This window comes from Marivita sp., from assembly GCF_020055635.1.
Lineage (GTDB): Bacteria > Pseudomonadota > Alphaproteobacteria > Rhodobacterales > Rhodobacteraceae > Marivita.
Window position 1 is genome coordinate 13,075 of the sequence record NZ_JAIPUT010000026.1, and the last position, 12,142, is coordinate 25,216.

General features: G+C 65.7%; 13 protein-coding genes. 6 read left to right on the forward strand and 7 right to left on the reverse strand.

The features are described from left to right. Window positions 1-15: 15 nt before the first annotated feature. From LCF60_RS13240 to pedF, 3 genes are all read right to left on the reverse strand, one after another. Window positions 16-552: a carbon monoxide dehydrogenase subunit G gene (locus LCF60_RS13240; RefSeq protein WP_292292361.1), complete on the reverse strand. Its 537-nt coding sequence runs from the start codon at window positions 550-552 to the stop codon at window positions 16-18. Between the two features lie 84 nt (window positions 553-636). Beyond that, on the reverse strand, window positions 637-1,533 hold the full coding sequence (locus LCF60_RS13245; protein ID WP_292292363.1) for a transporter substrate-binding domain-containing protein: 897 nt from the start codon (window positions 1,531-1,533) through the stop codon (window positions 637-639). A gap of 4 nt (window positions 1,534-1,537) precedes the next feature. Further along, window positions 1,538-2,236: a cytochrome c-550 PedF gene (gene pedF, locus LCF60_RS13250; protein ID WP_292292365.1), complete on the reverse strand. Its 699-nt coding sequence runs from the start codon at window positions 2,234-2,236 to the stop codon at window positions 1,538-1,540. A gap of 175 nt (window positions 2,237-2,411) precedes the next feature. On the opposite strand from pedF, the gene LCF60_RS13255 reads away from it, so the two are divergent. The 6 genes from LCF60_RS13255 to LCF60_RS13280 all read left to right on the forward strand — a co-directional run bounded on the left by LCF60_RS13255 (window position 2,412) and on the right by LCF60_RS13280 (window position 7,426). Further along, on the forward strand, window positions 2,412-3,590 hold the full coding sequence (locus LCF60_RS13255) for an ABC transporter substrate-binding protein (RefSeq protein WP_292292367.1): 1,179 nt from the start codon (window positions 2,412-2,414) through the stop codon (window positions 3,588-3,590). 84 nt (window positions 3,591-3,674) lie between these two features. Then, on the forward strand, window positions 3,675-4,643 hold the full coding sequence (locus LCF60_RS13260; protein WP_292292368.1) for a YVTN family beta-propeller repeat protein: 969 nt from the start codon (window positions 3,675-3,677) through the stop codon (window positions 4,641-4,643). A 74-nt stretch (window positions 4,644-4,717) separates the two neighbouring features. Then, on the forward strand, window positions 4,718-5,164 hold the full coding sequence (locus tag LCF60_RS13265) for a hypothetical protein (protein WP_292292370.1): 447 nt from the start codon (window positions 4,718-4,720) through the stop codon (window positions 5,162-5,164). Window positions 5,165-5,304: 140 nt separating this feature from the next. Beyond that, entirely contained in the window at window positions 5,305-6,021 is a 717-nt protein-coding gene (locus LCF60_RS13270) for an ABC transporter ATP-binding protein (RefSeq protein WP_292292371.1), read from the forward strand. Beyond that, on the forward strand, window positions 6,018-6,818 hold the full coding sequence (locus LCF60_RS13275) for an ABC transporter permease (protein ID WP_292292372.1): 801 nt from the start codon (window positions 6,018-6,020) through the stop codon (window positions 6,816-6,818). Before LCF60_RS13270 ends, LCF60_RS13275 begins: the two co-directional genes overlap by 4 nt. Before the next feature lie 53 nt (window positions 6,819-6,871). Then, window positions 6,872-7,426 carry a sel1 repeat family protein gene (locus LCF60_RS13280; protein ID WP_292292373.1) on the forward strand — a complete coding sequence of 185 codons (555 nt, stop codon included), beginning with the start codon at window positions 6,872-6,874 and terminating at the stop codon, window positions 7,424-7,426. A 75-nt stretch (window positions 7,427-7,501) separates the two neighbouring features. Here the strand turns inward: LCF60_RS13280 and LCF60_RS13285 are convergent, their stop codons facing one another. From LCF60_RS13285 to LCF60_RS13300, 4 genes are all read right to left on the reverse strand, one after another. Beyond that, complete coding sequence (locus LCF60_RS13285; RefSeq protein ID WP_292292374.1) at window positions 7,502-8,200, reverse strand: exopolysaccharide biosynthesis protein; 699 nt, start codon at window positions 8,198-8,200, stop codon at window positions 7,502-7,504. Window positions 8,201-8,265: 65 nt separating this feature from the next. Continuing rightward, window positions 8,266-10,740, reverse strand: coding sequence for a protein translocase subunit SecD (secD, locus tag LCF60_RS13290; protein ID WP_292292375.1), 2,475 nt, complete (start codon window positions 10,738-10,740; stop codon window positions 8,266-8,268). A gap of 46 nt (window positions 10,741-10,786) precedes the next feature. Next, window positions 10,787-11,161 carry a hypothetical protein gene (locus tag LCF60_RS13295; RefSeq protein WP_292292376.1) on the reverse strand — a complete coding sequence of 125 codons (375 nt, stop codon included), beginning with the start codon at window positions 11,159-11,161 and terminating at the stop codon, window positions 10,787-10,789. Beyond that, on the reverse strand, window positions 11,158-12,078 hold the full coding sequence (locus LCF60_RS13300) for a calcium/sodium antiporter (RefSeq protein WP_292292377.1): 921 nt from the start codon (window positions 12,076-12,078) through the stop codon (window positions 11,158-11,160). Before LCF60_RS13300 ends, LCF60_RS13295 begins: the two co-directional genes overlap by 4 nt. Window positions 12,079-12,142 lie beyond the last annotated feature (64 nt).

The following is a 12,142-nucleotide window of genomic DNA, read 5'->3' on the forward strand; positions in this document are numbered from 1 at the left end:
AGAAGTTTTCGCCGATCAAGTAACGAGTTTCTTGAACCAGCCTTTTTTCGGTTCGCCGCCTTCGGCGTCGCTTTCCAGCGCGCCTGCCTCGGCCTCGGCCTCGGCCTTGCCCGGGCCTTCGACAGCGTTCTGGAAATTGGTGAAGAACTGGTCGGCCATCTTCTTGGCAAAGCCGTCGATGATGCGGCTGCCCAGCTGGGCCAGCTTGCCGCCGACCTTGGCATCGACCTCGTAATGCAGTTCGGTTCCGCCCTCGACCTGCTTGAGGGTGACATCGGCCCCCCCCTTGGCAAAGCCGGCAGCCCCGCCCTTGCCTTCACCGCTCAGCGTGAGCGACTGGTTCGGGATCATCTCGGACAGCGTGACGTGACCCTTGAAGGTGGCTTTGACCGGGCCGACCTTCTGGACCACCGTCGCTTCGAACCCGTCTTCGGGCGAGCCGTGCATTTCCTGGCACCCCGGAACGCACTGCTTGAGCACCTCGGGATCGAGGATGGCCGCCCAGACCTGTTCGGGGGGCGCGGCGATGGTGCGGGAATCGGACATGTGCATCTGTGTGATCCTTCTCTGAGGGTCAGCCTAGGGGGTTGGACCCCGGCGGCATATAAGACCAATGGCTTAACGTCTGGGTGACAGCTACCTCTCGGGCGGCTGGTGCGTCAGCCCGTAGCTTTCGAAGATTTCGGCGATCCGCCCGTCGGACAGGGCGGCGAAGATGGCGTCGTCGACCGAGTAGCTGAGCCCGCGATAGGCGAAGTGACTGCCTGTCCCGAGCGTCCACCGGGACTTGGCGAAACCGGGCAACGGCGGCTGATGGATCGCAATCCCGTCGACCGCACCGTATTCAAGCTGCGCCAGGGGTCCCATCGCTGCCATCACCTCTCCCTCCGCAAGAGCCTGCATCGCGGCCTGCATCGTCGGGTAGCGTCGCACACCCCGGGCCAGTTGCCCACCGGCAAAGCTGGTCAGGTAGAAATCGGCGATGGAATCGTTCTCGACCGCCACCGTGTCGATGCGGAAATAGGCCGGAACCGGCCCGCCATCGGGATAGTCGGCCTCGGAATAGGCGATGGCGATGCTTTCGGTCATGTACTGGCCGGTGAACACCACCTGTTCGACCCGGCAATTGAAGGCGCTGTCATAGGGCACGCGAAGCATCACGTTCGACACCGCCCCGCCGACCACCGGCCCCTGCCAGATGTTGTTGCGCAGATCGGCATCGAGGTTTTCGCCCGCCGTGACGAACTTGAACCGCGGCGCCACACCAAGATCCTCGGCGATGATCCGCGCGATATCGATATCTATGCCGCGCGGCTTGCCCGCCTCCTCCCAGCTGTAGGGCGGGTAGTCCTCGTAGACCGCGAAGGTCATGAACCCCCGGTCCATGATCTGGTCGATGTCCTGGCCGACGATGTCGCGGCTGGCGTTCTGCGGCTTGGGCTGCGGGATGAAATCGGCGCAGGGGTCGCTGGCCATGGCGGGGGTCGCGAGGGCCAGCAGGGCCGCTGTGAAGGTGGCGCGCAGACGCATCATGGGATCAGTGTGCCGCCGACAGACCGATCGTCAAGGCCTCGGCGGCGCGGGCATAGGCCTCTTGCGTGCCGTCGATCAGGTTTGCCGCGCGATAGGCCGCGCTGTCGGCGACGGGGGCGCCGGACACGGTCTCGATATCGGCCGCGATTTCGGCAAGCCGGGTCTTGAGCGCATCGGCATCGGCAGAAGACGCATCGTCGGCATATCCGACGATCTGGTCGCGCAGCGCCTTGAGCTCATCCGCCACCTCTTCCATCGACGCGTCATCGGGGCGCGTCTCGATATAGGTGCGGATCGCCCAGGCGGCATCCTGCCCCAGCAATTCGCCGAATTCCGGCATCTTGGTGGTGCCGTTCTGGGTATACCCGAAGCGGAAGCGTTCGATATACCATTCATCGCCGTATTCCTCGGCTTCGAGGAACCGCACATCTGGGGCCAGGCCGCCCGAAATCGCCTCGAGGCCATGGCAGCGGGCGCAGTTCTGGTTGTAGCCCGACGCGCCGATCTCGACCGCGCGGGCCCAGACCTCTTCGCCGACGGCTTCGGCGCGGTACGGGTTCTCGGTCAGCCATTCGTCGCCGGTTTCCGGCAAGCCAGCCGTATCGACCGCCTGCGGGGCCACATCGCCATGCGCCTGCACAAGCGTGGCGACGGCACTCAGCGCCAGTGCGGCGCATGCGGATTTGAGAGTGAAAGCGGTCATGGGGTCCTCCTCAGGCACAACTGTGTCTTGCCGGATATGTACCGAGGCCCCATCGATGCGGATATTGGACTTTCGTGGCGCGACAGGGCGATTCCGGTCCATTCGGCCCGAGACAATGGTCGTATTTCCTCTTTTTGCATCCTCGGCCTACCGTTCTGGCGGGAGGACCAGATCAATGCGAAACACGTCTGTTGCGTGCGCCGTCGCCTGTGCGATGGGCCTTGGGCTCGGCTCGGCCTCAAGCGCCCAGGTCGAGGTGGCGGTCCACTATCTCAAGCAGGTCGTGGAGGCGCCGCCAACCCTGTCGAACCTCGATCCGATCCCGGACGACCTGGGCCTGCGGGGGGCCGAGCTCGGGCTGGAAGACAACATCACCACCGGGCGCTTCCTGGGGCAGACCTACACGCTCGCCGTGACCGAGGTGGCCCCCGACGGAGATTTCGCAGGGGCCGCCCGCGCGGCACTGGCAGAGGGCGATCTGCTGGTGCTGGATGCGCCGGCCGACATGGTGACCGCGGTGGCCGATCTTCCCGAGGCGGCGGCAGCGCTGCTGTTCAATGCCGGGGCTGCGGATGTCGCGCTGCGCGGCGACCGGTGCCGGGCGAACCTGCTGCACACCCTGCCCTCCTACGCGATGAAGGCCGATGCGCTGATGCAGTTCTTCGTGCAGCGCCGCTGGGACGACATCGCGCTGATCGCGGGCGACCGCCCCGACGACCAGGCCTGGGCCGACACGCTGGAGGCCTCGGCGCGCAAGTTCGGGCTGTCCTTCGGCGCGCGCAAGACCTGGGCCTTCGACGCCGACATGCGCCGCAACGCGTCCCAGGAAGTGCCGCTCTTCACCCAGGACCTGGGCGAGTACGACGTGCTGCTGGTGGCCGACGCAGCCGATGATTTCGCGCGCTACATCTCGTTCAACACCTGGCGGCCCCGGCCTGTTGCAGGCTCCGAAGGGCTGCGCCCGGTCACATGGCACCGCGTGGTCGAGGCCTGGGGGGCCGCGCAGCTTCAGTCGCGGTTCGAAGACCTGGCCGAGCGCCCGATGCAGGACCGCGATTATGCCACATGGGCGGCGCTGCGCGCCATCGGAGAGGCCGTCACCCGCACGGGCGCGGCAGACGCCGGAACCCTGCGCGGCTACATGCTGTCCGAGGACTTCGAACTGGCCGGCTTCAAGGGCCGCCCGCTGACCTTCCGCAGCTGGAACGGCCAACTGCGCCAGCCGATCCCGCTGGTGCATGAACGCGCGCTGGTGGCGCAGGCCCCGCTCGAAGGCTTCCTGCACCAGCGCACCGAACTGGACACGCTGGGCCTCGATCTGCCCGAAAGCGGCTGCACCGCCTTCGAAAACTGAGGGCATCTTCATCTTGCCTGGTAAACTCCGGGGGTCCGGGGGCAGCGCCCCCGGTCCGCCAGCAACCCAAAAGGACCGACTCCGATGAAACTGCCGATCCTCACCACCCTGACCGCCGCCCTGCTGTCGAGCACGGCCCTGGCGGACGAGATCTGGGTGACCAATGAGAAAGACGACACGATCAGCGTGATCGACATCGAGACGCTTGAAGTCGTGCGCACGATCGAAACCGGCGAACGCCCGCGCGGGATCACCTTTTCCAAGGATTTCTCGGTGGTCTACATCTGCGCCTCGGACAGCGATTCGGTGCAGGTGATGGACCCGGACACCGGCGAGATCCTGCATGACCTGCCCTCGGGAGAAGACCCCGAACAGTTCGTGCTGGCTCCGGACAACCGCCATCTCTACATCGCCAACGAGGACGATGCGATCACCACCGTGGTCGACACCGTCACGCGCACCGTCGTGGCGCAGATCGACGTCGGCATCGAACCCGAAGGCATGGCGGTCAGCCCCGATGGCAAGATCGCCATCACCACCTCGGAAACCACCAACATGGCGCATTGGATCGACACCGAAACCCAGCAGTTGTTCGCCAACACTCTGGTGGATTCGCGCCCCCGTCATGCCGAATTCGTCAAGGACGGCACCGAGCTCTGGGTGAGTTCCGAAATCGGCGGCACCATCACCGTGTTCGACGTGGCGACCCAGACCGAAAAGGCCAAGATCGAATTCGAGGTGGCCAACATTCACCCCGACCGCGTGCAGCCTGTGGGCTTTGAATTCACCGCCGGGGACACACATGCCTTTGTCGCCCTGGGACCGTCGAACCACGTGGCGGTCGTCAATTCGGACAGCTACGAGGTCGAGGATTACATCCTTGTCGGCCGCCGGGTCTGGCACATGGATTTCAACGCCGACCGGACGCAGCTTTTCACCACCAACGGCGTGTCCGGCGACGTCACCGTGGTCGATGTGGCCAGCCGCAAGGCGATCAAGAGCATCAAGGTGGGCCGTTTCCCCTGGGGGGCCGCGTTCCGGCCGACCGAGTGAGCAGTCGCACCGGACCATCCCAATTCTGTTTGTCACCTGACAGCAATCGCGTTTCACACATGACGGAGTTTTCAATGAAACAGACCCTTGCCGCCCTTGGCCTTGCCCTCCTCACCCCCGCGCTTGTCCTTGCCGATGGCGCCCCGCGCGAAGACTGGGGCCGCGCCGGCATCCTGTCCTCGGCCAACAAGGCCGATCTGCCGCCGATCACGCTCAGTTCCGGCATGCCTCTGGCGGACGCGCCCTGGGTGCTGACCTCGGGCACCTACTACGAGTTCGAGATCGAGGGCGACGGATCGGCCGAACTGGCGCTGGAGGGATCGGAATTCTTTCGCGCCATCTGGATCGACGAGATCGTGGTGAACGATCTGGAAATCCGGCCCATCGGAGTGAATTCCATCGAATTCGACGATGCCGGCTCCATGGAAATCGGTTTCGTGGCGATCAAACCCGGTGAATATTTCCTGCGCATTCCCGGCTCGACCGGCGAGACGCAGCGGTTGGGGATCACCATCGAATAGGCGGGCCGGGGATTTGGCGCGAACGATGCGTCGACGCATCGTTGATTTTCCGTTACCGGAAAATTGGGGGCTCCGCCCCCGCGCCTTCGGCGCTCCCCCGGGATATTTTTGAACCAGAGAAGACAGGACGGACAGCGCGGATGAGTTTGCAGGTTGCCGGACTGTCGTTCTCCTATGGCGGCAAGATCGCGTTGGAAGACGTGACCTTCGAGGTCGATGCCGGGCGCTTTGCGGCGCTGCTGGGGCCGAACGGGGCGGGCAAGTCCACGTTGTTTTCCCTGATGACGCGGTTGTTCGGCACGCAGGGTGGTTCGATTTCCATCGCCGGGCATGATCTGGCGGTCGCGCCTCTGGCGGCGATGGCGGATCTGGGGGTGGTCTTTCAGCAGACGACGCTCGACCTGGATCTGACGGTGCGGCAGAACCTGCGCTATTTCGCGGCCCTGCACGGTCTTTCGGGACGCGAGGCGGACCGGCGAAGTGACGCGGCGCTGGAGCGCTTGGGGATGGCGGAACGGGCGGGCGAGAAGGCGCGGGCCCTGAACGGCGGGCATCGGCGGCGGACCGAGATTGCGCGGGCCTTGTTGCATGATCCCAAGGTATTGCTGCTGGACGAGCCGACGGTCGGTCTGGACGCCACGACGCGGGCGGCGTTGACGCGTCATATCCACGATCTGTGTGGTGATACCGGCGTGACGGTACTTTGGGCCACGCATCTGACCGACGAGGTGTCGGAGGATGACCAGGTGATCCTGCTGCATCGCGGGCGGGTGCTGGCGGATGGGCGTTGCGGGGCATTGCGCGGCGCGGCGTCGCTGCCCGCCTATTTCGCGCAGATGACGGGCGCGGCTGCATGAGCGGTGTCCGCCATGCCCTGGTCGCGATGCGGGCGATCGTGATCCGCGAGGCGCTGCGCTTCGTGCATCAGCGCGAGCGCTTCGTGGCGGCGCTGGTGCGGCCCTTGGTGTGGTTGCTGGTTTTTGCCGCCGGGTTTCGGGCGGCATTGGGGTTGTCGATCAGCCCGCCCTACCAGACCTATATCACCTACGAGACCTATATCGTGCCGGGGCTGTGCGGGATGATCCTGCTGTTCAACGGGATGCAATCGTCGCTGAGCCTTGTCTATGACCGCGAGATGGGCTCGATGCGGTTGTTGCTGACGGCGCCGCTGTCGCGGGCGTGGCTCTTGTTCAGCAAGCTCCTGGGGAGCACGATCATCTCGATCCTGCAGGTCTATGCGTTCCTCTTGGTGGCGTGGCTGTTCGATATCACGTTGCCCGGCTGGGGCTATGTCGCCGCCCTGCCCGCGCTGGTGCTGGCGGGGTTGATGCTGGGGGCGTTGGGGCTGGCATTGTCGAGTTTCATCAAGCAGCTGGAGAATTTCGCAGGGGTGATGAATTTCGTCATCTTCCCGATGTTCTTTCTCTCCTCCGCGCTCTACCCGCTGTGGAAGATGGCGGAGAGTTCGGAGCTGTTGCACGATATCTGCGCGGCCAATCCGTTCACCCACGCGGTCGAGCTGATCCGGTTCGCGCTTTATGTCGAGGTGAACCCGATGGCGCTTTTGTGGACGCTGCTGGCGACTGTGGCCTTCATGGCCCTTGCAGTATGGGGATATGACCCGGCGCGCGGGATGATGACGCGCAAGGGGTGATCTACGACCATAGAAAGGGTGATCGAAAGCGTGGATTGCGATAGGATTGCGACATGAGACATATCCTGATCCCGTTGAGCTGCGCGCTTGCGCTGAGTGCCCCCGCCCTTTGGGCCGAACCCGAGGACGATGATCCGGGGGGTGTGCTGAACCCCGACGAGATGACCTGGCAATCCATGCTGGACCGTGCCGAGAAAGGCGAGACCGGCATGGTGCTCTGTTCGACCGGGTACATGATGACCAAGTCCGGGGATCACGCGACGGCGCGGGCGCTGTTCGAGAATTGTGCCAATGCCGGCTATACCGGGGCGATGACCTGGATGAGCCAGCTCGACAACAACGGGCTGGGCGGGGAGTATGACCCCGATGCCAGTGCCGCCTGGGACCGGCAGGCGGCGGAACTGGGCGACCCGGTGGGCAAGTTCAACCACGGGCTGAACCTGATGCGCGGGCACGGCATCGCCAGGGACGAGGCGCTGGGGCGGCGCTTTGTCGATGAGGCCGCCGCGGAAGGACTGCCGGTGGCCCGGCGGTTGCAGGGCGCGGGCTATGATCTGGACGAGGTCACGCCGGATGCCGACAACTGGAAATACGCGCCGGTGTTCTAGGCGCAGGCCCGTTGGAACCGGAAGACCGCTGCGCGTTCCGCGCCCTACCCGGATCGGTCGTTTCCGACAAACGGGTCACGCGCCCGCCAGGGATTTGGCGACAAGGAACGCCCCCTTGAGGATCGCGAACAGCAGGCCCGACAGGGCGAAAACCCCGGCTGCTCCGATCAGTGTTCCGACAATCGCCGCCACCCCGTCCCGTTCGAGGACCGCCAGTGCCAGGATCGCGATGGCAAGGGCGGGTATGCTGTTGCCGAAGGGGATCGGCAGGAACAGGATCATGGCGAGAACCAGGGCCAGACAGCCGATTACCTGCTCTGCCGGTCCGGTTGTCATCCAGGTCAGCCGTGGTCCGACCATGCGCTCGACCCGTCGTATCGATGGCAGCACCCGCTGAAGCATCCTGCTGAAATCGATGCGCTGAAGCGATCTGCTGCGAATGATCTCGGGCAGCCATGGCTGGTCCCGGCCCCGCATCAGTTGCCAGGACAGGAAAAGCAGAGGTGCGCCAAGCACAGCGGAAATCCCCGGGATCGCGATGGGCAAGGCGACCGGCACCGCGAACAGAAAGAGCAGCGCACCGAAGGCGCGGTTTCCGAAACCGTCGATCAGCTGTCCAAGCGAAAGGCGTTCGTCAGGCAAGGCTGCTGCCTCGGCAACCGCCTGAAGAATGTTCGACAAGCGCTGCGGCTGGCCACCAACGTCAGGATCGAACGGGCCCTGGACCGGGGCGGGATCGGGTGCACCGGGATGCGAAGGCATGATCTGTCTCATGGATGTAATCCGGATATGTCGTGTGACGTGGCGCCGGGAACGCCCTGCCCCCGGCGCGCCTGGTTCTATCCCAGTTGCCGACCCGGTTGCCCGAAGGAGGCGCTGGTCATGCCGTCCGGGCTGTGCGCCGCGAGCCAGGCCAGGATCGGCCCGGACACGAAAAGCGAGGAACCCGTTGCGATGATCACGCCCGCGATCAGGGGCCAGGCGAATCCGCCAACCGCAGACCCGCCCCAGAGCGCCATCGGGAGCAAGGCCCCCAGCGTCGTGCCGGAGGTCAGGATGCAGCGGCCCAGAACCTGGTTGAGACTGCGGTCGATCACCTCGGAGAGCGGGGCTGCACCGCCCCTGCGCAGGTGTTCGCGGATGCGGTCATAGACCACCACCTTGTCGTTCACCGAATAGCCGATCAGCGTCAGCAGCGCGACCAGCGTTGTCAGGTTCACCTCCCACCCGGTCACCACGATGACACCCAGGGTCTTGGTCAGATCGAGCAGCAGCACCAGGATCGCGCCCGCCGCGAAATGCCACTCGAACCGCACCCAGATATAGGCAAACATCGCAAGGAGCGCGAGGCCGAGGGCGATCATTCCTGTGCTGGCCAGTTCCGCGCTGATCGTGGGGCCGACGAGGTCGATCTGGTCGAACATCGCGCCTGGCACTGCCTGATGTGCGGCGGCTTCCACTGCGGCGACCATTGCGGGCCCCGCGTCGCCCTGCACCCGGATCAACGCCTCGGTCGCGTCACCGAAGGCCTGAAGGCTTGCGTCCCCGGGCACACCTGCGTCGAGGGCCGCGCGCAGGTCCGCAAGGGGCAGCAATGTGTCCGAACGCAGGATCATCTGAACCCCGCCGGTGAAGTCTATGCCGAAATTCGGCCCCGGAAGCACCAGAGCCACCAACGATCCCAGCGACAGGACTGCCGACAGGGCAAGCGCCAGCCTGCCCCGCCGCATGAACGCGACCACACCGGGCACCGGAACGCCACCTGTGAGCGGGGCAATCGCAAGCCGCGCGGGTTTGCGGCGACGCACCAGCGCCTCCATCATCATCCGCATCAGCACCACGGCGGTGAACATCGAGATCAGGATGCCGAGACTCATGGTGACGGCAAATCCGCGGATCGCGCCCGCGCCGAACAGGAACAGCACGACCATCGCCAGCAGCGTCGTGATGTTGGCGTCGAGGATCGTTGCCCAGGCACGGGCGTAGCCCTGGGTCAGCGCGGTGATGGCATTTGCCCCTCTGGCAGTTTCTTCGCGGATCCGGCTGAAGATCAGGATGTTGCTGTCCACCGCGATGCCCAGACACAGGATGATCCCCGCGATGCCCGGCAGTGTCAGCGTGGCCCCGATCAGCCCGAGCGCCGTCAGAGTCAGCATCACGTTGATCCCGAGAATGGCGCTCGCCAGAAGCCCCCAGCCGCCGTAAAGCGCGACCATGATCGCCACCACCAGCGCGAGACCCACAGCGCCCGCGACGAGGCCCGACGCGATGGAATCCGCGCCAAGCGCCGCGCCGACGCTGCGCTCTTCGATCACCTCGAGCGAGGCGGGCAACGCGCCCGAACTCAGCAGCACCGCCAGCGTCTGGGCCTCTTGCAGCGTGAAATCGCCGGTGATCTGGCCCTGCCCGCCCGAAATCACGGTCTGGATCACCGGCGCGGTCAGGATGTCGCCGTCAAGCACGACGGCAAACCGCTGGCCGATATGGGCGGCGGTGATGTCGGAAAACGCGATCGCGCCCTGCCGGTCGAAGGCAAAGGTCACCATCGGCTGCCCGGTGTCCGGGTCGAAGGCCGAGGCCGCGCGGTCCAGCCGGTCGCCGGACAGCGCGATGTGGTCTTCGACCGGGAGGCTGCCGCTGCCATCGCGCATCGGCAGCACCGAAACGCCGGCGCCGGGTCGGGCCGCCACCATCTGAAAGCTCATCTTCGCGGTGGACCCCAGAAGGGCACGAAGCTGCGCCGGGTTCTCGACGCCGGGCATCTGCACGAGGATGCGATCCTTGCCCACCCGGCTGATCATGGGTTCGGACACGCCGACCTGATCGACCCTGTGGCGGATCACCTCGAGACTGCTGTCTGCCGCCCGGCTCGCGGCGCGGTCCAGACCCGCACCGGTCAGGGTCAGGCGCAGGAGGCCGTCGGACAGGTCCACGGTAAAGTCCGGAGGGCTGCCCGGCGTGGCGGTTGCACTGGCCGCGCGCTGCATGGCGGCCATCAGCGTGTCATCCGCGGGAACGAGAAGCGCCAGATTTTCACTCCGGATCGTCTTCGGGTCGAGAGCCTGGGCCTGCATCTCGGCCACAAGGCTGTTGCGCAGGTCTTGCAGACGCGATTGGGAGAGGTCGTCGCGGTCCACGGCAAGCAGCAGGTGGGCGCCGCCCTGAAGGTCGAGCCCCAGCGAAACCGTCTGGCTGGTCGCCCAGTCCGGCAAGCTGTTTCGCAAGGTCGCGGGAAGAAAGTTGGGAAGAGCGGTCGCAACTGCCAGAAGCAGAAGGACAGCATAGGTCATCACGACCCATTTCGGTCGGCGCATGTGCGGGATCCATTACCTGAGAGACAAGACTGACGAAACGAAGGCGTCAGGTCTCGGGCGGCGCCCTGCCCTGCGGATGATGAAGGATGGTGCCCGCGACCACGGCGCGGGGCCGGTCCGGCCACAGCCGCGACCAGGTGATCGGGGGCCGGACCGCGACCGTCGACCAGCGCGCCAGGGCGGGCGACGCGGTGTCGTCCCCCGGATGCGCGCGGGCCAGGTGCCGCTGAACGTTCAGGAGGCCATCGGACGACCCGGCCTGAACCTGCGCAACTGGCGCGGCATGATCCATTGTTGCGAGGGGTTGGCCCTGCGGCGCTCCGAACAGGAGCAGCGCCAGCACCGCGAGAAACCGCAGCAGGACCCCGCCCGGCCGCATCGGGGCCGGACGCAAGTGCCCGCAGGTTGGCGCGGGTGTCATCCCTGTGCGGCCCAGACATAGGCGACGTAGCCCGACAGCATCACCACACCCACGACGCGTCCGACCTGAGGTCGGGTCAGCAGAAGCAGCATCAGGACCCCGGAAACGCCGATCATGACCGGCAGGTCGAAGGTCAGGAACCGCGACGCCACCGGGATCGGCGCGATCAGGGCGGTCATTCCCAGAATGCCCAGCACGTTGAAGATGTTCGAGCCGATGATGTTGCCGATGGCGATCTCCGATTGTTTCCGGATGGCCGCGATCACCGAGGTCGCCAGTTCGGGCAGCGACGTGCCGACCGCGACGATTGTCAGGCCGATGAAGGCCTCGGATATGCCGAAGCCGCGCGCGATGGACACGGCCCCGTCGACGAGGAACCGGGCGCCGAACATCAGGGCGACAAGCCCGCCGATGACCCAAAGGACCGACAGGATTGCAGAGGCCGGAGCGCCCACGCTCTCGTCCTCGGCCACTGTCGCGCCGGGTTGCCGGTAGGCCCAGACAAGGTATCCCGCAAGGCCCGCCACAAGCACGAGCCCCGACAGCCGGCCGACCTGGCCCATGGCGAAGATCGGCACCAGCACGAGGGCCGCCGCGATCATCACCGCCGTGTCCCGCCGCAGGGTCGCCCCCGACACGCGAATGGGCCAGACAAGGGCTGTCAGGCCGACGATCAGCAGAACGTTGGCGATGTTCGAGCCGACGATATTGCCAAGCGCGATATCCGGAACGCCGCGCCATGCCGCCTGCACCGACACCAGAAGCTCGGGTGTCGACGTGCCGAAGCCGACCACGGTCAGGCCGATCAGCAGCGGCGGAATCGCCATGCGCCGCGCGATACCGACGCTGCCGCGCACCAGCGCTTCGCCCCCGAAAAACAGGCCGACCAAGCCAATGACAAGATAGAGATAGTCCACGTCCACTGCCCTTTCGGGCAGGTGATCTGCCCCTTCGGCATCAAGTGTGCGCGACCGGGATCGC

Coding starts and splice junctions, on each gene's coding strand:
- LCF60_RS13240 (WP_292292361.1), bottom strand. CDS start 552: ATGCACATGTCCGATTCCCGCACCATCGCCGCGCCCCCCGAACAGGTC.
- LCF60_RS13245 (WP_292292363.1), bottom strand. CDS start 1,533: ATGATGCGTCTGCGCGCCACCTTCACAGCGGCCCTGCTGGCCCTCGCG.
- pedF (WP_292292365.1), bottom strand. CDS start 2,236: ATGACCGCTTTCACTCTCAAATCCGCATGCGCCGCACTGGCGCTGAGT.
- LCF60_RS13255 (WP_292292367.1), top strand. CDS start 2,412: ATGCGAAACACGTCTGTTGCGTGCGCCGTCGCCTGTGCGATGGGCCTT.
- LCF60_RS13260 (WP_292292368.1), top strand. CDS start 3,675: ATGAAACTGCCGATCCTCACCACCCTGACCGCCGCCCTGCTGTCGAGC.
- LCF60_RS13265 (WP_292292370.1), top strand. CDS start 4,718: ATGAAACAGACCCTTGCCGCCCTTGGCCTTGCCCTCCTCACCCCCGCG.
- LCF60_RS13270 (WP_292292371.1), top strand. CDS start 5,305: ATGAGTTTGCAGGTTGCCGGACTGTCGTTCTCCTATGGCGGCAAGATC.
- LCF60_RS13275 (WP_292292372.1), top strand. CDS start 6,018: ATGAGCGGTGTCCGCCATGCCCTGGTCGCGATGCGGGCGATCGTGATC.
- LCF60_RS13280 (WP_292292373.1), top strand. CDS start 6,872: ATGAGACATATCCTGATCCCGTTGAGCTGCGCGCTTGCGCTGAGTGCC.
- LCF60_RS13285 (WP_292292374.1), bottom strand. CDS start 8,200: ATGAGACAGATCATGCCTTCGCATCCCGGTGCACCCGATCCCGCCCCG.
- secD (WP_292292375.1), bottom strand. CDS start 10,740: ATGCGCCGACCGAAATGGGTCGTGATGACCTATGCTGTCCTTCTGCTT.
- LCF60_RS13295 (WP_292292376.1), bottom strand. CDS start 11,161: ATGACACCCGCGCCAACCTGCGGGCACTTGCGTCCGGCCCCGATGCGG.